Source organism: Methylococcus geothermalis (assembly GCF_012769535.1).
In the GTDB taxonomy this organism is placed as follows: Bacteria; Pseudomonadota; Gammaproteobacteria; order Methylococcales; family Methylococcaceae; genus Methylococcus; species Methylococcus geothermalis.
The window spans coordinates 218,603-237,243 of record NZ_CP046565.1 but is presented as its reverse complement, the minus strand read 5'-3'; the positions used below and the strand labels follow the sequence as shown (position 1 = coordinate 237,243).

The 18,641-nt window shown below is 61.5% G+C and carries 17 protein-coding genes and 1 riboswitch; of the genes, 12 read left to right on the top strand and 5 right to left on the bottom strand.

The features are described 5' to 3' along the window. Positions 1–150 precede the first annotated feature (150 nt). Positions 151–441, top strand: coding sequence for a hypothetical protein (locus tag GNH96_RS01135; protein WP_169601514.1), 291 nt, complete (start codon positions 151–153; stop codon positions 439–441). 100 nt (positions 442–541) lie between these two features. On the opposite strand, the gene GNH96_RS01130 is transcribed toward GNH96_RS01135, so the two are convergent. Then, positions 542–856: a hypothetical protein gene (locus GNH96_RS01130; RefSeq protein ID WP_228719942.1), complete on the bottom strand. Its 315-nt coding sequence runs from the start codon at positions 854–856 to the stop codon at positions 542–544. Between the two features lie 509 nt (positions 857–1,365). Between GNH96_RS01130 and GNH96_RS01125 the strand changes: the two genes are divergently transcribed. Together GNH96_RS01125 and rpoH are read left to right on the top strand one after the other, a co-directional pair. Continuing rightward, positions 1,366–2,544 (top strand): aminotransferase-like domain-containing protein, encoded by a 1,179-nt coding sequence (locus GNH96_RS01125; protein ID WP_169601510.1) that lies wholly within the window; start codon positions 1,366–1,368, stop codon positions 2,542–2,544. A gap of 133 nt (positions 2,545–2,677) precedes the next feature. Next, a complete protein-coding gene (gene rpoH, locus GNH96_RS01120) occupies positions 2,678–3,538 on the top strand; it encodes an RNA polymerase sigma factor RpoH (protein WP_169601508.1) in 861 nt (286 codons plus the stop codon). 48 nt (positions 3,539–3,586) lie between these two features. Here the strand turns inward: rpoH and metF are convergent, their stop codons facing one another. The 3 genes from metF to metK all read right to left on the bottom strand — a co-directional run bounded on the left by metF (position 3,587) and on the right by metK (position 7,357). After that, positions 3,587–4,444 carry a methylenetetrahydrofolate reductase [NAD(P)H] gene (metF, locus tag GNH96_RS01115; RefSeq protein WP_169601506.1) on the bottom strand — a complete coding sequence of 286 codons (858 nt, stop codon included), beginning with the start codon at positions 4,442–4,444 and terminating at the stop codon, positions 3,587–3,589. 123 nt (positions 4,445–4,567) lie between these two features. Further along, positions 4,568–5,983, bottom strand: a complete 1,416-nt coding sequence (gene ahcY, locus GNH96_RS01110) for an adenosylhomocysteinase (RefSeq protein ID WP_169601504.1) — start codon at positions 5,981–5,983, stop codon at positions 4,568–4,570. Between the two features lie 72 nt (positions 5,984–6,055). Beyond that, positions 6,056–6,139: riboswitch (S-adenosyl-L-homocysteine riboswitch) on the bottom strand. Between the two features lie 45 nt (positions 6,140–6,184). Further along, positions 6,185–7,357, bottom strand: coding sequence for a methionine adenosyltransferase (gene metK, locus GNH96_RS01105; RefSeq protein ID WP_169601502.1), 1,173 nt, complete (start codon positions 7,355–7,357; stop codon positions 6,185–6,187). 178 nt (positions 7,358–7,535) lie between these two features. On the opposite strand from metK, the gene GNH96_RS01100 reads away from it, so the two are divergent. The 4 genes from GNH96_RS01100 to GNH96_RS01085 all read left to right on the top strand — a co-directional run bounded on the left by GNH96_RS01100 (position 7,536) and on the right by GNH96_RS01085 (position 11,769). Continuing rightward, positions 7,536–8,270 (top strand): glycosyltransferase, encoded by a 735-nt coding sequence (locus GNH96_RS01100; RefSeq protein WP_169601500.1) that lies wholly within the window; start codon positions 7,536–7,538, stop codon positions 8,268–8,270. 82 nt (positions 8,271–8,352) lie between these two features. Next, positions 8,353–8,946 (top strand): YbhB/YbcL family Raf kinase inhibitor-like protein, encoded by a 594-nt coding sequence (locus GNH96_RS01095; protein ID WP_169601498.1) that lies wholly within the window; start codon positions 8,353–8,355, stop codon positions 8,944–8,946. A 146-nt stretch (positions 8,947–9,092) separates the two neighbouring features. After that, complete coding sequence (cax, locus tag GNH96_RS01090) at positions 9,093–10,175, top strand: calcium/proton exchanger (protein ID WP_169601496.1); 1,083 nt, start codon at positions 9,093–9,095, stop codon at positions 10,173–10,175. Between the two features lie 13 nt (positions 10,176–10,188). Beyond that, positions 10,189–11,769 (top strand): glucan biosynthesis protein, encoded by a 1,581-nt coding sequence (locus GNH96_RS01085; RefSeq protein ID WP_223163449.1) that lies wholly within the window; start codon positions 10,189–10,191, stop codon positions 11,767–11,769. 15 nt (positions 11,770–11,784) lie between these two features. Here GNH96_RS01085 and GNH96_RS01080 read toward each other — a convergent pair whose 3' ends face one another. Then, complete coding sequence (locus tag GNH96_RS01080; protein WP_169601494.1) at positions 11,785–12,099, bottom strand: DUF6794 domain-containing protein; 315 nt, start codon at positions 12,097–12,099, stop codon at positions 11,785–11,787. A 269-nt stretch (positions 12,100–12,368) separates the two neighbouring features. Between GNH96_RS01080 and GNH96_RS01075 the strand changes: the two genes are divergently transcribed. The 5 genes from GNH96_RS01075 (at position 12,369) to epsF (ending at position 18,612) form a co-directional block, all read left to right on the top strand. Further along, a complete protein-coding gene (locus tag GNH96_RS01075) occupies positions 12,369–13,613 on the top strand; it encodes an outer membrane beta-barrel protein (protein ID WP_169601491.1) in 1,245 nt (414 codons plus the stop codon). 21 nt (positions 13,614–13,634) lie between these two features. Further along, entirely contained in the window at positions 13,635–14,789 is a 1,155-nt protein-coding gene (locus GNH96_RS01070) for an ATP-grasp domain-containing protein (RefSeq protein WP_169601489.1), read from the top strand. Positions 14,790–14,884: 95 nt separating this feature from the next. Continuing rightward, a complete protein-coding gene (locus GNH96_RS01065) occupies positions 14,885–16,288 on the top strand; it encodes an undecaprenyl-phosphate glucose phosphotransferase (RefSeq protein ID WP_169601487.1) in 1,404 nt (467 codons plus the stop codon). Then, positions 16,234–17,193, top strand: coding sequence for a polysaccharide export protein EpsE (gene epsE / locus GNH96_RS01060; protein WP_228719941.1), 960 nt, complete (start codon positions 16,234–16,236; stop codon positions 17,191–17,193). The genes GNH96_RS01065 and epsE overlap by 55 nt, the downstream gene beginning before the upstream one ends. A gap of 3 nt (positions 17,194–17,196) precedes the next feature. Then, entirely contained in the window at positions 17,197–18,612 is a 1,416-nt protein-coding gene (gene epsF, locus GNH96_RS01055; RefSeq protein WP_169601485.1) for a chain length determinant protein EpsF, read from the top strand. Positions 18,613–18,641 lie beyond the last annotated feature (29 nt).

The window sequence follows — 18,641 nt, the reverse complement described above, 5'->3', positions numbered from 1 at the left end:
CTCTTCTGTCAGAACCCGGCAGGCACCTGCCCGCTGCCTCGCCATCCATGGTACGCTCATGACCATCCTGGATTCTTCCTCAAGACGATGGTGACCAAGCCTTCCAAATTGACGGTTTCGACTTTTGTTTTCGTCCTGGCCGGCTGCGTTATGGAGCCTGCGACGCCGGACCGGCCGGCTCAGCCCATGGCGTTCCACAATACGCGGCTGACTTACGCGTTGATGGCCGACGACGAGGAGACTCTGCGGAAGGACTTCCAGATGAAAACCCGGCCGAGCTGGGTGGAGCGCACCGTCGCCGGCATCGGGCTGTTGGCCGCGGGTGGCATGGAGACGGTCACCTGGCCGGTATTCGCCGGTTTCCGAGCCTACATGGAGGCCAACCCGGAACCGAGTACGCCTGATTACCTTGCCGGTGCCGGTGTGCGGCACCAGCCGTAAGCGCTCCGAATACTGCCGCGAATGGCATGAAAAAAGGCGGAGCGTATTCCGCCCCGCCTTCGCTTCCCGGCGAGCAAGCCGCCGGTCGATCGCAGCAAGCTTACTTCGTCTCTTTGTTGATCACCGTCATGCGGTTCACGACGTCGGTCAGCTTCTCGATCGCAGCGTCATTGTTGCCGGCCTCGAGGTCGGATGCAGCTTCCTTGGCGGCGGTCATGGCCTTGGACAGGGAAGGCCCGGCGCCGCCGCCGGTGATTTCCTTGGCTTTCTGGCGATAAAGTTTGGCAGAGGCCAAGGCTGCATCCTTTTCGCCGGCTTTAGCCTGCGAAAGCGCTTCCTGGGCCACCTTCAGGGCTTCTGCGGTGACTTGCCTCACACCTTCGGGGCTTTCCGCGGCAAAGGCGCCGAAGCTCAAGGAGCCGGCTACCAGCAAAGCGGCAAATTTGGACAAGGCATTCTGAATTTTCATATCGACTGAGTCTCCTCGGGTATCATAGTTATCGTTGTAATTTTAGAGTCTGGAGCCGGGTGACTGCTGTCGTATCCCTCTGCCCGTCGACTCGCCGGTACCTGCCCGGCTACAACGCGGCGCTAACGAAAGGCGACGCCTGGCGGCTTCATCTTTCGTAATCGGGCGGTAATACTAACCAAATTTTTCGATCAAGACCATGCTTGGTTTCTACGCAGGCAAATAAATTTCGTCGCCTTGCTTCCACACGCTCGGGGTGCGCGGGACGGCCCGCCATGCGTCCGGGGCCTATGCGGGGTGAAGGGATGCGGCCCAAATGTTGTATAGTCAAGACTTTGCGAAAAAGGACGGCCAATGAGCTCTCCTCTTTGGCCGGAAGGGCTTGCCGCGCATTTCTCGCAGATTTTTTCCGAACCATCCAGCCGAATCGGCTCGACCAACCCTGCCGGATTCTCATGACGCATCGACTTTCTCGCCGTACCGAACGCCTTACCAGTTCCCTCATCCGGGACATTTTGCAGATCACTCAGCAACCCGGGGTGATCTCTTTCGCCGGGGGCCTGCCGGCGGAAGAGCTGATGCCGGATCTGGATTTCGACGCTTGTGCCGCCGATTCCCGCCAGTACGGTCCCAGCGAAGGCGAGCCCAGGTTGCGGGCGCTGATCGCACAGGGGCTTTCAGGCCTGGGGCTTCGGTGCCAAGCCGATCAAGTGCTGGTGACGACGGGTTCCCAGCAGGGCATCGATCTGGTGGGCAAGCTGTTCATCGACGAGGGAACGCCGGTGTTGCTGGAGTCGCCGACCTACCTCGCGGCGCTTCAATGTTTCCGGGTTTACGGCGCGGCGTTTCACGGCCTGCCCTTGCAGGTCGAGGGCATCGATCCGGACGCGCTGAAAGCGGCCATCGTCCGTCATCGGCCCGCTTTCGTTTATCTCATTCCCAGTTTTCAGAACCCCTCGGGGTGCTGTTACACTGATGCGGCACGCCGCGCCGTCGCTGCCGTGCTGGATGAAACCGGCACGCCTCTGGTGGAGGATGACCCCTATCGGGATCTGGTCTATTCGCCATGCGATCGAACGCCGGTCTGCGCTTATTTGGAGCGCGCGCCCTGGGTCTATCTCGGCAGTTTTTCCAAGATTACTGCACCGGGACTGCGGGTGGGTTATCTTGCTTCGTCTCCGGCATTGTTTCCGTGGATCGTCCGTCTCAAGCAATCGAGTGATCTTCACACCAGCCGAATCGGACAGGCCTGGTTGACGCATTTCATTGCTTCGGATGACTTCGAAAAACATTTGGCGCACATGAACGGCGTCTATGCCGAGCGCCGAAACACCATGCAGTTCGCCTTAGTCCGGCATTTCAGCGGCCTTGCGGAATGGTCGGCACCTGCCGGCGGGCTGTTTTTCTGGCTGCGCCTGGTCGAGGATGTGGATACGCTGGCCGCACTCAAGGTGGCGCTGACCCATGATGTGGCTTTCATGCCGGGAGAGCCGTTTTTCCCGGTCGCGGACCAGCGTTATCCGGCTTTGCGGCTGAATTTCAGCCACGCGACGCCGGAAAAGATCGAGCAGGGCATCGGCCTGCTATCGGAGGTGTTGAGCCAGTGCTGCGAAACGGCATTCGTCACCGGATGATCCACGTTCGATCAGGCCGCCGCGACGGCGCCAGTGAAGCTGGCAGGACTTGTCGAGGTGAGGAACTTGCGCTAGTTTTAGCACTCGAATGGGTCGAGTGCTAAAATCCATCATCACGAGAACAGGGCATCCCATGACTCAAGAATTGACACTCCCGACCAATCTGCCGCTGGGTTCCATCGACGATTATTTCGCCGCAGTGAACCGCCTGCCGCGTCTGGACGCCGACGAGGAGCGGGAGCTGGCCATCCGCTTCCGTGACGAGCAGGACCTGGAGGCCGCAAGGCGCCTGGTGCTGTCGAACCTGCGGTTCGTGGCCTACATCGCGCGCGGCTATCTCGGCTACGGCCTGCCGCTGGCCGACCTGATCCAGGAGGGTAATATCGGCCTGATGAAAGCGGTGAAGCGCTATGATCCGGACGTCGGCGTGCGGCTGGTCTCGTTCGCAGTGCACTGGATCCGGGCGGAGATCCACGAATTCATCATCCAGAACTGGCGCATCGTGAAGATCGCCACCACCAAGGCACAGCGCAAGCTGTTCTTCAATCTGCGCAAGATGAAGAACCGGCTCGGCTGGCTCAACCCCGAAGAAGCCGCCGCGGTGGCTGCGGAACTGGGCGTGGACGTCGAGGACGTCTACAAGATGGAACACCGGCTGAACAACCCGGACATGGCGCTAGAGGCGCACGGCGACGAGGACGTCGACGACCGCGAAGGCCACGCGCCCATCCATTATCTCCAGCAGGAAGGCGCGGATCCGGCCCAGCTCATCGAGCACAGCGAATGGGACAACCGCCAGCAGGAGAAGCTGCACGAAGCCATCGGCCAACTGGACGACCGCAGCCGGGACATCGTGGCCAGCCGTTGGCTCAGCGAGGATAAGCTGACGCTGCACGATCTGGCGGCGCGCTACAACGTCTCCGCCGAGCGCATTCGCCAGCTCGAAAACAGCGCGATGAAGAAGCTGCGGAACGCTCTCGCGGACGCCGCCTGATTTTCAAAAGGCGGGCAGGCGCCGGCCGGCCGTGTCCGCCGGCGTTCCTCAGGCCGATCCCAGCCCCAGCGCATTCCAGACGTCAAGGCTGGCATCCGCCCGGTTCAGCGTGTAGAAATGCAGCCCCGGCGCACCCCGTTCCAACAGCCGCCGGCAAAGATCCGCCACTACATCCAGTCCGAAGGCCCGGATGGACTTGCGGTCGTCGCCGAAGGCCTCCAGCCGCTTCCGGATCCAGCGCGGAATGTCGGCGCCGCACATGTCGGAAAATCTCGCCAACTGCGAATAATTGGTGATCGGCATGATCCCCGGCACGATGGGGATGTCGATGCCGAGCCGTTCGCAGTCGTCCACGAACCGGAAATAGGCTTCCGGATTGTAGAAATACTGGGTGATGGCGCTGTCGGCGCCGGCATCCACCTTGCGCTTGAAGTTCTTCAAATCGCTCTCGGCGCTGGCCGCCTGCGGGTGGACTTCCGGATAGCAGGCCACGTCGATATGGAAATGATTCCCCGTTTCGGAACGGATGAATGCCACCAGTTCGTTGGCGTAGCGGAACTCCCCCGCCGACAGCATGCCCGAGGGCATGTCCCCGCGCAGCGCCACGATGTGGCGGATGCCATGGGAACGGTAGGCCTCCAGGATCTCGCGGATGCTCTGGCGGGTGGAGGCGATGCAGGACAGGTGCGGCGCGCATTCGATGCCGGTGGTCTGCTGGATTTCCAGCGCCGTTTCGAAGGTTTTCTCGCGGGTCGAACCGCCGGCGCCGAAGGTCACCGAGCAGAAGCGCGGCTTGAGCGGCGCCAGCTTGCCCAAGGTTCGGCGCAGGTTTTCCGCGGCCTCCTCCGTCTTCGGCGGAAAAAATTCGAAGCTGAACACCCGCGGATATTTCTGTTGCGTCTTCATTGCATTCCCTTAAGGAACGCGAAATCCCGCGCAGGGCCGGATTTCGGATTAAGGTGCTCGGCATTTCCGATCGAAACCCGGGAATTCCGGGTTTCGATGCGCACGAAATGGCCCTTTGATCCATCAGTAGCGATAGTGGCCCGGCTTGTATGGCCCTTCCACCGGCACGCCGATATACGCGGCCTGCTCCGGCGTCAGCACCGTCAGCGCCGCGCCGATCTTCTTCAGGTGCAGCCGCGCCACTTTCTCGTCCAGGTGCTTGGGCAGGACGTAGACCTCGTTTTTGTAGCGCTCGCCGTGACAGAACAGCTCGATCTGGGCCAAGGTCTGGTTGGTGAAGGAGTTGGACATCACGAAGGACGGGTGACCGGTGGCGCAGCCCAGGTTCACCAGCCGCCCTTCCGCCAGCAGGATGATGCGGCGGCCGGAGGGGAAGAGAATGTGGTCCACCTGCGGCTTGATGTTCTCCCAGGGGTACTGCTTCAGGCTTGCGACCTCGATTTCCGAATCGAAATGGCCGATGTTGCAGACGATGGCCTGGTCCTTCATCTTCACCATGTGATCGTGGGTGATGACGCCCACATTGCCGGTGGCGGTGACGAAGATGTCGGCCTTGTCGCAGGCCTCATCCATGGTGACCACCCGGTAGCCTTCCATCGCCGCCTGCAGGGCGCAGATCGGGTCGATTTCGGTGATCCACACGGTGGCGCCGAGGCCTCGCAGGGACTGGGCGCAGCCCTTGCCGACGTCGCCGTAGCCCAGCACTACCGCGATCTTGCCGGCGATCATCACGTCGGTGGCGCGTTTGATGCCGTCCACCAGGGATTCGCGGCAGCCGTAGAGGTTGTCGAACTTGGACTTGGTCACCGAGTCGTTGACGTTGATCGCCGGGAACGGCAGCCGTCCTTCCGCCTGCATCTGGTACAGACGGTGCACGCCGGTGGTGGTCTCCTCGGTGACGCCCTGGATGCCGGCTTGCAGCTTGGCGTACCAGCCCGGCCTGGCCGCCAGCGTCTTCCTGATGGCGGCGAACAGTACCTCCTCCTCTTCGCAGGTGGGGTGGGCGATGAGGGAGGCGTCCTTCTCGGCCCTGGCGCCCAAGGTCACCAGCAGCGTGGCATCGCCGCCGTCGTCCAGGATCATGTTGGGGCCCGCATCGCCCGGCCATTCCAGGATGCGGTGGGTGTATTCCCAGTACTCTTCCAGTGATTCGCCCTTGTAGGCAAACACCGGGATGCCTTCGGCGGCGATGGCCGCGGCGGCATGGTCCTGGGTGGAGAAGATGTTGCAGGAGGCCCAGCGGACTTCGGCGCCCAGCGCGACCAGGGTCTCGATCAGCACCGCGGTCTGGATGGTCATGTGCAGGGAGCCGCTGATGCGGGCGCCCTTGAGCGGCTGGGCCGCGCGGTATTCCTCGCGGATCGCCATGAGTCCCGGCATTTCGGTCTCGGCGATGGCGATTTCCTTGCGGCCCCAGCCGGCCAGGGAAAGATCGGCGACCTTGTAGTCGTTGAATGCGGCGTTTGCTACAGCGTTCATAGATACCTCTTCGTCGGTTCTCCACCAGTGCGGAAAGCTCTGATTATCCATCGGCAGCCGCGACCGGTGGAGATAAACAGAGCGCCGTTGGAAAACCAAGTTGCCTCGCCGAGCCTGGCGGCCCCGATGCGGGCCGTCGCAGCGCCCCTCGGCGCGGACAACGCCGCCGGGACCCGGCGGCAGAAATGCTGTTTGCCGGGATCAGGCGACGGCCGGCAGGCCCGCCGCTTCGCGCAGTAGTTCGGCCTTGTCGGTCCGTTCCCAGGTGAAGCTGCCCTCGGTGCGACCGAAGTGGCCGTAGGCGGCGGTCGGACGATAGATCGGCCGCAGCAGGTCCAGCATGGTGATCAGCCCCTTCGGGCGCAGATCGAAGTGCTCGCGCACCAGTTTGACCAGGGTTTCCTCCGGAATCTTGCCGGTGCCGAAGGTTTCGATGCTGATCGAGGTCGGCTCGGCTACGCCGATGGCGTAGGACACCTGGATTTCACAACGGTCGGCCAGGCCGGCGGCCACGATGTTCTTGGCGACGTAGCGGCCCATGTAAGCGGCCGAACGGTCGACCTTGGAGGGGTCCTTGCCGCTGAAGGCGCCGCCGCCGTGGCGCGCCATGCCGCCGTAGGTGTCGACGATGATCTTGCGTCCCGTCAGTCCGCAGTCGCCCACCGGACCGCCGATGACGAAGCTGCCGGTCGGGTTGATGAAATATTTGGTGTCCTTGTGCAGCCACTCTCTCGGCAGGACATGGTAGATGATCTCCTCCATGACCGCCTCGCGGATGTCCTTCTGGTCCACGTCCGGCGCGTGCTGGGTCGAGAGCACCACGGCATCGACCGCGGCCGGCTTGCCGTCTTCGTAGCGGAAGGTGACCTGGCTTTTGGCGTCCGGCCGCAGCCAGGGCAGCACCTTGTGCTTGCGGACTTCGGCCTGCCGCTGCACCAGCCGGTGGGCATAGGTGATCGGGGCCGGCATCAGCACGTCGGTCTCATTGGTGGCATAGCCGAACATCAGGCCCTGGTCGCCTGCGCCCTGCTCGTGGCTGTCGAATTCGTCCACGCCCGCGGCGATGTCGGGCGACTGCTTGCCGATGGCCGTCAGCACGGCGCAGCTTTGCCAGTCGAAGCCGATTTCCGGGTTGTCGTAGCCGATGTCGTGCACGACCTTGCGCACCAGCTCTTCGGTGTCCACCCAGGCCGAGGTGGTGACTTCGCCGGCGAGCACGACCATGCCGGTCTTGACCAAGGTTTCCACGGCCACGCGCGCCTTGGGGTCCTGCGCCAGGATCGCATCCAGCATGGCGTCGGAAACCTGGTCTGCGATCTTGTCCGGGTGACCTTCGGAAACGGATTCCGAAGTGAAGATGAAAGATTTGCTCACTTATGATGCTTCCTACGGTTGAACGGCATGGTTTAAGCTGAGGGCGAATTATAGGCCAGGGGATCGGGTAGACAAAGCCCGCCGTCGAAGTCAGCCGTTTCGTAACATCGGCATGTTATCCAATGAGGTTCGGGTCTTTTCGTGACTTTGGACACTAACTATACCAAGAGGGCGAGCCATGAATCTGGAATCCATCACCGTCGTTCTTCCCACCCGTAACGAGGCCGGTAATATCGGGGCGTTCCTGGCGTCCTTGCCCGAGGCGGTGCATCTGATCGTCGTCGATGCCAGCGAGGACGAAACGCCGGACATCATCCAGCGGCTTCGTCCCGCCCGAACGCAGGTGCTGCGGCGGAAAAGCACGATTACCGAAGCGCGGCAGCTGGGCGCGGAACTGGCCCACACGGATTGGCTGCTGTTCACCGATGCCGACGTGGTGTTTCCGGGCGGTTATTTCGAATCACTGGGCGGCTTGGCCGAGGCCGACGTGGTCTATGGGTCCAAGCTGTCGCGCGACCGTTTCGCGGTCTACTACCGCTGGTTCGGCTATGGCCAGCAGTGTTCGCACTGGCTGGGGATTCCGGCCGCGACCGGTTCCAACATGCTGGTCCGGAAGGAGGCGCTGGTCGCCGTCGGCGGGTTCGATCCGGAGCTGGTGTGCAACGAGGATTCGGAACTGGTGTGGCGGATCAAGCGGGCCGGCTATCGGATCCGGTTCGAGCCGGCGCTGCCGGTCTATGCGCGTGACCATCGTCGCCTGGACAGCGGGCTTTGGCGCAAAACCTGTCATTCCGTGTTCCGGTGCGCGTTGCTGTACTGGGATCTGATTCCTGCCCGCTGGCGCGGATCGGACTGGGGCTACTGGTCGCAGCAGCAGAGCGGAAGGGCGCCGGGCGTATCGCGGGTGGAGTAAGGGTGTGCGGAATCCCCTTGAATCCGCAGTCCCGGTGGTGGGAAGATCGCTGGCGAGAAATGTTCCAAGCGGAGGAGCAAGAATGAAATGCTTCGACCGGAAACGTGCGTTTCGCGGCGGGATGCTCGCGTTGCTCATCCACCATCCGCTGTTCTGGGGCGGCATTGGAAGTGCCGCCGCCGAAGCGGTGCCGGGAGAGACGGCCATGGGGTTCACCCTCAGTTCCGAGGCTTTTCCGCCGAATGGCGAGATACCTCGCAAGTACACCTGCGACGGCGGCGATGTGTCGCCGCCTCTTGCCTGGTCGGGGCTGCCGGCCGGCACCCGGAGTCTGGCGCTCATCGTGGATGATCCCGATGCGCCGGACCCGAAAGCGCCCAAAATGACCTGGGTTCATTGGGTGCTCTACAACCTGCCCGCGGACGCCCCGGGCTTGCCCGAAGCGATGCAGTCGCTGCCGGTCGGGACGCTGCAGGGTATGAACGACTGGAAGCGCACGGGCTACGGCGGGCCCTGCCCTCCGATCGGCCGCCACCGCTATTTCCACAAGCTCTATGCCCTGGATACCGTCTTGCCCGATCTGCACCGGCCGGACAAAGCGAAACTGGAGCAAGCCATGGCCGGGCATGTGCTCGGCCAAGCCGAACTGATCGGGACTTATCAGCGTTCCCGCTGACTTTTCGCCGCCTGCGGCCGGAGCCTTCCGCTCCTCGCTTCCTGAGATGTTCTTGCGGCAACCCCGCCGTTTTATGGGATCATTTGGCATTGTGCGCCAAGATTCCAAGACAGGCGGATTGTTCGGGAGGGCTGAAGCGGGAAGGTATGAGAGTCGGAAAGTTCGAAATCGAACCTATGTCGTTGCTGCTGGTTTTCGTGCCGGTCAGCATGGCGCTGGCGTGGGTCCATGCGGACCCGGTCTGGATTTTCGCGGGGTCCGCGCTTGCGATCGTCCCCCTGGCGGGTCAGATGGGAAAGGCCACCGAATATCTCGCCGAACATCTCGGCGCGGGCCTCGGGGGGTTGCTCAATGCTTCGTTCGGCAACGCGGCGGAACTGATCATCGGCTTCGTGGCGCTGCGGGCAGGCCTGATCGACGTGGTCAAGGCCTCGATCACCGGCTCGATCATCGGCAACATCCTGCTGGTGCTGGGCGCCAGCGTGGTGGTCGGCGGGTTGAAGTACGAAACCCAGTATTTCAACCGTACCGCCGCCGGACTCGGCGTCACCCTGGCCGGCCTCAGCGCGATCGGGCTGGTGGTGCCGGCGATTTTCCACATGGTCGTCCAAGGGCATCCGGAGCCTCACGAACAGGAGCTGAGCCTGGAAATCGCCCTGGTGCTGTTCGTCACCTACATCCTCAGCCTGGTGTTCACCCTGCGCACTCATCGGCATCTTTACGTGGGCGAGTCCTCGGACGAAACCGACGAGGCGCTCGGCGTGGGAACCTGGAGCAAGCGCAAATCGTTGCTTATTCTGCTCGGCGCCACGGTGCTCGTCGCCTGGATGAGCGAGCTGCTGGTGGGCGCGGTGGAGCATGCGGCGCATGATCTGGGCATGACCAACGTCTTCATCGGCGTGATCCTCGTCGCCATCGTCGGCAACGCGGCCGAACACAGCACGGCGGTCATGATGGCGGCCAAGAACCACATGGACCTGGCCATGAACATCGCCATCGGCTCCAGTATCCAGATCGCCCTGTTCGTCGCCCCGCTGCTGGTGTTCGCCGGCTCTCTGATGGGCCAGCCGATGGACCTGGTCTTTTCCACCTTCGAGGTCGTCGCGGTCGCGATTGCGGTCGCTGCCGTGGTTCTGATCGCGATGGACGGCGAGTCGAACTGGATGGAAGGGGTCAACCTGCTGGCGGTTTACGTCATCCTCGCCATTGCCTTCTATTTCTTGCCATAGGGACGAGTCACGCATGATCGGAAAGACGAGTCGGCGCAATTTCGTGCGCCTGAGTGCAATGCTCGGGCTGGGTGCCCCGCTGCTGGCCGCCGTGCCGCGGAGCTGGGCGGAGCCGAAAGGGCTCAAGTTCGGCGCTTCCCTTCCTTTCAGCTACGAGATGCTGGTGAAACGGGCGGAGGCGCTTGCGTCGCGCCCCTACGCTCCGCCGCCGGCGGTCTCCCAGGTCGTTCGCAAACTGGATTACGAAGCCTGGGGTCAGATCCATTTCCGGACCGAGGACGCGTTGTTCGCCGAAGGGCCCTCCGTTTACCCGGTCACGTTTTTTCACCTTGGCCAGTTTTTCCAGAAACCGGTCAAGGTTCATGCCGTCGAGGGCGGAAAATCGCGCCAGATCTACTACAGCGCCGACTACTTCGACATGCCGGGTGACAGTCCAGCCCGGCAAATGCCGGAAAAATCGGGATTTGCCGGCTTCCGCCTGCAGGAGGCCCGGAGCCGCTCCGATTGGCGCACGCAGGACTGGATCGCCTATCTGGGCGCCTCCTATTTCCGTGCCATCGGTGCGCTGAACCAGTACGGCCTTTCGGCCCGCGGCGTCGTCATCGACGCCGCCGAGCCGACTCCCGAGGAGTTCCCGGATTTCACCGAGTTCTACATCGAGGGCGCCGCCGCCGAAACCGACCCGGTCGTCATCTGCGCACTGCTGGACGGCCCCAGCGTCGCCGGAGCCTATCGCTTCCTCACCTGGCGGAAAGAAGGCGTGGTGCAGGAGATCGAGGCGGCGGTGTTCATGCGCCGGGGAGTCAAGCGGCTCGGCCTTGCCCCGCTGACTTCGATGTACTGGTTCAGCGAGTCGGAGAAACGGAAGCTGGAGGACTGGCGGCCCGAGGTCCACGATTCGGACGGCCTCGCCATCTGGACCGGGTCCGGCGAGCGAATCTGGCGGCCGCTGATCAATCAGCCGTACCCGGTGACCTCGAGCTTCGTCGACCACGATCCCAAGGGGTTCGGCCTGCTCCAGCGCGACCGGGTGTTCGAGAACTATCTCGACGGCGTGAACTACGAACGCCGGCCCAGCCTGTGGGTCGAGCCGCTGGACGGCTGGGGGGAGGGGGCGGTGCAACTGGTCGAACTGCCCACGGACGACGAGATTCACGACAACATCGGCGCTTACTGGCGTCCGGCCGAGGCACCCAAGGCCGGTGCATCCTACCGTTTGCGGTATCGCTTGCACTGGCTGGCCGACGAGCCGTATCCGGCCGCCGTCGCCCGTTGCGTCGCGACCCGCATCGGCCGCGGCGGTCAGCCCGGCAAGCCGCGGCCCCGCGGCGTCTACAAATTCGCGGTGGAATTCGCCGGTGCGGCGCTGGAACCGTTGTGGGGCGACACCGTCAAGGCATCGCCGGTCGTCACGGCGTCCAGCGGAGCGATTCAAGGCGCCTTCATCGAGCCGATCCCCAATACCCGGCGCTGGCGCGCGATATTCGACCTGACGCCGGACGGGGCTGGGCCGGTGGAGCTGCGTCTCTACATCCAGGGCAACGGCGACGCCTTGACCGAAACCTGGTTGTATCAGTTCAGGCCGCCGGCCTGAGCGCCGGCATGCTTCTCAACGCCTGGTGTTGAAGTCGCGGTAAGGCTGCAGCCGCTCCCACAGTGCTTCGACGATGACGTCGGATGCTTCGTCCGGGGGTAGGTCGTCGCGACCTAAGGCGCGACTGCAGTCGCGCCGCAACGGGCTGTCTGGCGCCCACAGACCGCACGTTTTGCGGATGTGGCTTCCGAGGCTGAAATGCAGGAGGTAGAGCGCGGTCTTGAACGTCAAGGCGACCTCGGCCTTCTGCCGGTCGTCGAATTCTTCGACAAGCATTTCCACCGCTTCGGCCACGGTGCGGGGACACGGGGTCAATGGGGTTTTGGCCATGTTCATCTGCCGGATCAATCTCGGCGCAAGTCAAAAAATGGAGTTTCACCGCACTCGGGGCTGCTGCGCAAGCATGGTTGCCTATGGGCATGGCTCCGTTGGCTCAACTCAATTACCATACCGCACTATGCGCGTGGTTTCTCCTCCGCATCGGTGCGCGAATACCTTCCGCCGGGGTAGGGGAGAACTGGAACATGGGTTTCGTCGGAGTCGTGCTCACGCTCTTTTGCCGAGAGGACGGTTTCCTTTCAATAGGGATATTCCCGTAAATGGTTTTTGGCACGGCTAGAGCATTCCGGCTGCTCCTGCGATGCTCGCTCGCCTGTATGACGGGGCCGGCCTGGGCAGTGGCGGACAAGACTGATGGGTTTCAGCCGTTTGTATCGAATACTTTCACTTACGATACCAATGTGTTCCGTCTGCCTTCAAGTCTCACTGCGGCCGAGGCTAACGCCTTGATCGACAATGTATCCCCGGGGGGCAGCAAGGCCGACTTCATCAATCGCCTTTCGGCAGGCGCCAAAGTGCGCTGGTATTCAGGCCCTCATCGAGTCAACATGAACCTTGGCGTCGACGACAACATTTTCGTGCGGAACACCGCCCTGCAAAATGTGTCCACCGTCAACGACGCCTCCTGGATCTGGGATGTTTCCAGGGCTTGGTCGACCCAGATCGGGGCCGAATATCAGCAATACCTGAACGCCTTCGGAAACTACGTCATTCCTCGCAAGGACATGCTGACCAACATGGCTTATTTCGGAAAGGTGAAATATCAGTTGTCACCCGATTGGCGAATGGGTGCCGGCGTGCGCTGGGACGAAATCAGCCACAGTGTGCGCAACCGTAGGCAGAATGATGTCCAGGAACTCAGCGAGACAGCGGAAGTGGTATACCAGAATGCCGCAGGCAACTCGGCGGGAATCGAATATCGCCACGGCACGGGGTTTTATCCTCAGAGAAATCCGGCGAAATTCAGCTTCGACGAATACGACGTCAATTCCGTGAAGTTTGTTGGTGGTTATGTGTTTTCCGCCAAGACCCGTTTCGACGGATATGTTGGGTACCTCGCCCAGAGCTTCGCCCAAGCGCCGTGGTTCGACTACTCGGGTTGTATCTGGCGCCTGGGTGTGGAGTGGCTGCCGACGGACAAAGCCAGCATGAAGATTTCCGGCTGGCAAAATCTCGAAGCTTACCAGGATGTCGCGTCGAGCTATTTCGTCGGCAACGGCGTCAAATTGCTGTCAAAATGGGAGGCGAGCCGAAAGGTCGAAATCGCCGGCGAATTTTCATGGGAAAGCCGGAATTACGTCGGGGATGGGGGGGGCAACTCTTCCCAAATCCAGGTATCTCGCCGCGTTGACGATTTCTTTGCGGCGCAAGCCGGTGTCACCTACAGGCCGGTGGAGTATGTTGATGTATTTCTGACGTACCGGTATGAGAAAAGAAAAGTGAATCGGGTGTTTTTTAATTACGAGTACGACGGTATCTCTCTGGGCGTTGCATTGAGGTTCTGAGATTGGCGGGGATCATCGATTATGTGTGTTGAAGCTGGAATAGCTGGCAGTTCATCCGACATCAAGAAGCTTTCGGTACTACTAATAGCCTCGAACACGCCTTTTCAGTACCGCGTGCTGCGGTGTGCTGCCCAAGCTGGCGCACTCATTTTCGTATTGGGAAACAAGCAAGCGAAACCCCTGGCTCTGTCAAGATATTGCGAGGACTTCGTCATGTATTCTGGTGATTTCGGAGAGGAAAGCGCTTCAGGGCTCGTCGAAATCATCAACGATCTGAGCACCAATCTGGGCATAGATTATGTCATCCCCGGCTGTGGTGATACCACGAGGCTGCTAGGATTCATAAAAAGTCGCCTACGATCGAAATGCTTTCCTGTTCCGCCTCCATCGGTCTTCGATATTCTCAACGACAAAGGCAAATTTGCCGGCCTCTGTTGGGGTTTAGGCATGCCTCATCCATCGAGCGTGCTGCTTGCCGATGCCTCCGAGTTAAGGTCGATGTATGATTCAGGACAGCTTCATTTTCCTGTGATTGCAAAGCCTGTCGATGCCTATGGCAGTGACGGGGTGGTGAAGCTAGAGGCGTGTTCTGCAGGTGTTGCTATCGGTAAAATAGATTACAGCCCCATTCTTCTACAAGATTTTATTGAAGGTGAGGACGTTTGCATCAGCCTGTTTTGTGTCGAGGGAGTTTGTACACATCGCGTTGTGTACAAACGAAAGAAGGGGATTTGCTTTTTTGAGCATAACGTGCTTTCTGAGCTGGCGCAGGCCATAGCGCGTCACGTTAAGTTTGACGGCGTTATATGCTTCGATGCCAGAATATCTTCTGGTGGAGAAGCTGTGTGCCTAATTGAGTGCAATCCCAGGTTCTGGTATAACATGGATTTTGCCATGGTGGCAGGGGTCAATTTTGCTGGGCTGGGAATTGGGGGTGTCTGTGAAGCTGGTGGTGGATCTGACGGAATATTCAGCTCCCCTTATTCGTTTGCGTTAAAGCTGTTTACTCCATGGAAGATAACTGTCAATGATATTGCCATGTTGCGGTATTGGTTGGCTGACCCGATTCCATTTTTTTTCATCGAAGTCTGGCTTAATCTCCCAGGCTTGATTGCAGGCAGGGTGGCTCGTGTCTTGGAAAAAGCGAAAGTCCGCTTCAGATTCGTCGGGTGCTAATGTCCCGGCGGCAGGATTGCGGTTACAAGATGTAAGTCAGGCAGCGTTCCGCACAGCGGTTTTTGTTTTGGCGAAATGGGATATGGGTTCAACTTATGAAGCAGGCTGGCGCTCCTTCGGTTTTTGAAAGCCCTCTGGTTTTTCTGCTCAAGACGCTGTTCGCGCCGGTGGTCGCGTCCGGGATATTTCTGGCTAGCCTGAGATTCGAAGGGTATCCACTGGAGGGGGTGAACATCCTGATGTTTTTTCTGGTGTTCATCATCGTCTCCCATACCTTCAAGGTGACGCGCTTGAATGACAGGTTGACCGCGCGTTCTTTTTTCGAGACGGCGTTCGATACCCTGGCGCGATGGATTTTTACGCTGGCGGTGGTCGCTTTGCTGACCTATATCGCCGGCATCGAAGATTTCCTGGACGAGCCCGGCTTTTTGGCATGGGCAGCCGCTACCCCGTTGATCCTGCTGTTCGGACAGTTCGCCGTCGGCCCGATGGTCAGTAGTTATGTTCGGCGGCAAGGCTCCCATCGCAAGGCGGTGATCGTTGGGGTGACGGAAATGGGGGTAAAACTGGCGGAGGCGATCCAGGGCCATACCTTCCTGCGCACGGACGTGCTCGGCTTTTTCGAGGACAGGCCGGCGGACCGTACCGCCGATCCCCGCGATCTGCCAGTGCTCGGCCGGACCGCCGATCTGCCGGAGTTTGTTCGGAATCATGGGGTGCATGCGGTCTACATCACCTTGCCCATCGCCCGCCAGCCCCGGATTCTCGAGTTGCTGGACGGTTTGAAGGATTCGACCGTCTCCGTGTATTTCGTTCCCGATCTGTTCATGACGGACCTGCTCCAGGCCCGCTGGGATACGCTGGCCGGCATCCCGGTGATGGCGGTTTGTGAATCGCCCTTCATCGGGATACGGGGCTTGAGCAAGCGTTTGATGGATATCGTGGGTGCCGCCGTGGCACTGGTGCTTCTTGCGCCGGTCATGCTGCTGATTGCCCTGGCGGTGCGGTTGTCGTCGCCGGGGCCGGTGCTGTTCAAGCAGCGGCGCTACGGCGAGGACGGCGAGGAGATCTTCGTTTACAAGTTCCGCACCATGACGGTTTGCGAGGATGGCGGCACCGTCACCCAGGCGAAGCACGGGGATGCCCGGGTTACGCCGCTGGGAGCGATCTTGAGGCGGACATCTCTGGATGAATTGCCCCAGTTCCTGAACGTACTGCAGGGCACCATGAGTCTGGTGGGGCCGCGGCCCCATGCGGTGGCGCACAACGAGCTGTACCGGGGGCTGATCAAGGGTTACATGGTCCGCCACAAGGTGAAACCCGGCATCACCGGCTGGGCGCAGGTCAATGGTTTGCGCGGCGAGACGGAAACGGTCGAGAAGATGGCTGCGCGCATCAGCTACGATCTGGAGTATCTGCGGAATTGGTCGCTTTGGCTGGACCTGTGGATACTGCTGAAGACCGTGGGCGTGGTTCTGAAGCAAAAGAATGCCTATTGAAGGACGAAGTCTGGCGGATTTGCAGCGAGCGCAATGTGACGAACAGGAGAATCCTGATGCCGAGGAAGATTGGTGCCGCACTGAAAACGGCCGTTCAGTGCTTCGCGCTTGCGATGGGCCTGATGCTCGGCTGGGGGGCCGCGGTCGGGGACGTGGCATCCGGGCCGGCGCCTTTGCACGAGACGGGCGACTACCGGCTCGGGCCGGGAGATGTGATAAGGATCAGCGTGTTCAACTATCCTGAACTAGCCCTTGAAACCCGGATCAGCCAGACGGGGAGCATCACGTTTCCGCTCACCGGTCCGATCAGCATCGGAGATTTGACGGCGGCTGAAGCCGAGGCGCGCATCGCGGGCAAGTTGCGCCAAGGGGGCTATATCAGCGAACCGCATGTCACCGTGGTGGTCTCCCAGTTCAAGGCCAGGGAAGTCGCGGTGTTGGGGCAGGTCAAAAATCCCGGTAAGTACCCGATCGAGAAACAGAGCCGGGTCATGGATATGCTGGCCGCCGCCGGGGGGGTGGTGACGGCCGATGCGGCCGACACGGCGACGCTGCTGCGCGCCAACGGCGAGAAGCTCGTCGTCGATCTCAAAGCCCTCTTCGAGGGAAGCCCCGGCCAGAATCCCGAGGTGGCGGCCGGCGATACCCTCTTCATTCCAAAGGCGCCGCAGTTTTATGTCTACGGGGAAGTTCAGCGGCCCGGCGTCTACCGCCTCCAGCGGGGAATGACGGTCAGCCAGGCGATTTCCGCGGCCGGCGGATTGACGCCGCGGGGGACCGATACCTGGCCCGCGCCGGTCATCAAACGGCGTGACGCAGCGGCAGCCGAACAGGAGATATCGGTCGACGGTTCCTATTCCCTGCAGCCCGATGATGTGCTCTACGTCCGCGAGCGGTGGTTCTGATCCATGGGCGCCAACCGGCTCATCCTGATCCTTCTCGCGCGCTGGCGGGTGTTCGGCTGGACGTTGGTCGTGACCGTGCTGACCACACTGGTGGCCAGTGTCGCGATGCCCAAGACCTATACGGCATCGACCACCGTCGTGATCGATTACAAGGGTGGCGATCCGCTCACCGGCTCGGCGTTTCCGTCCGATCTCATGGCCGGTTACCTCGCGACCCAGGTGGACATCATCGGCAGCCACGCCGTGGCGGCATGCGTCGCGGATGCGCTGAAGCTCTCGGAGGTTCCCGCTTACCGCGAACGCTTCGGGAAAGTCGCCAGGAAGGCGCGCGCGCGCGCGGTATTCCGTGACTGGGCGGCGGACAAGCTGCTGGAAGACCTGGACGTGTCGCCGTCGCGGGAAAGCGATGTCATCACGATCTCTTTCGCCGCGTCCGATCCCTTGTTCGCCACGGATGTGGCGAATGCCTTTGCCCAGACCAGTATCCGTGCCAACGTCGAACTCAAGCTGGAGCCGGTGAGGCGCCAGGCGGCCTGGTTCGACGAGCAGGTGCATGCGCTGCGGGGCGCGCTGGAGAAGGCGCAGGCCGAGCTTTCGAGCTACCAGATCGAGCACGGCGTGCTCGCGGCGGGCGACAAGCTGGACGTCGAAACCGCTCATTTGTCCGATCTTTCCGCACAGCTCGCGGCGGCGAAGGGCCAGATGTATGACAGCGGGGCGCGGGCGCAGCAGATGAGGGACGCGGCAGCCCGTGGGGGGGTGGACGAACTTCCGGATTTGTTGCAGAACCCCGCGCTGCAGGTGCTGAAGGCCGAGCTGGCACGCACCGAGGCCCGGCTCGCCGAAGTCGGTTCGCGCTATGACTGGAACCATCCGCAACGGCAAGCCGTGGCGGCCGAGGTCTCGAGCCTGCGGAAGATGCTCGCCGCCGAGGTGGCGAACGCTATGGGCGCCATCGAGCGTGCCGCCGAACTCGCCCGTCAGCGTGTGGCGGATCTGGAACATGCCGTGGCCGAACAGAGGAAGCGCATCCTCGGTCTGGGCGCGGAGCAGGACAAGCTGAGCGTGTTGAAACGCGAGGTGGAGAACGCCCAGCGCGTCTACGATGCCGCTTTGCAGCGGGCGAGCCAACTGCAGCTGGAGAGCCGGCTGGAGGGGACCAACATCGCCGTGCTGTCCCCCGCGGTGCCGCCGCTCAAGCCCAGCAAGCCGAAGGTGCTGCTGAACTTGGTGCTGTCGGTCATCCTGGGCGGAGGGTTGGGGTTGGCCTTCGTCCTCCTGTTCGAGTTCAAGGACAGGCGCATCCGTTCCGCGGAGGACGTCATCGACGAGCTGGGCCTGCCCCTCCTTGCCGAAATACCGCCGGAAGGGATGGCGCGGCCTCGCCCTTTCCAGCTTGCCGTACGGTCCGCGTTCTAAGGACTGACAAGAAAGTTCCGGGACGAATG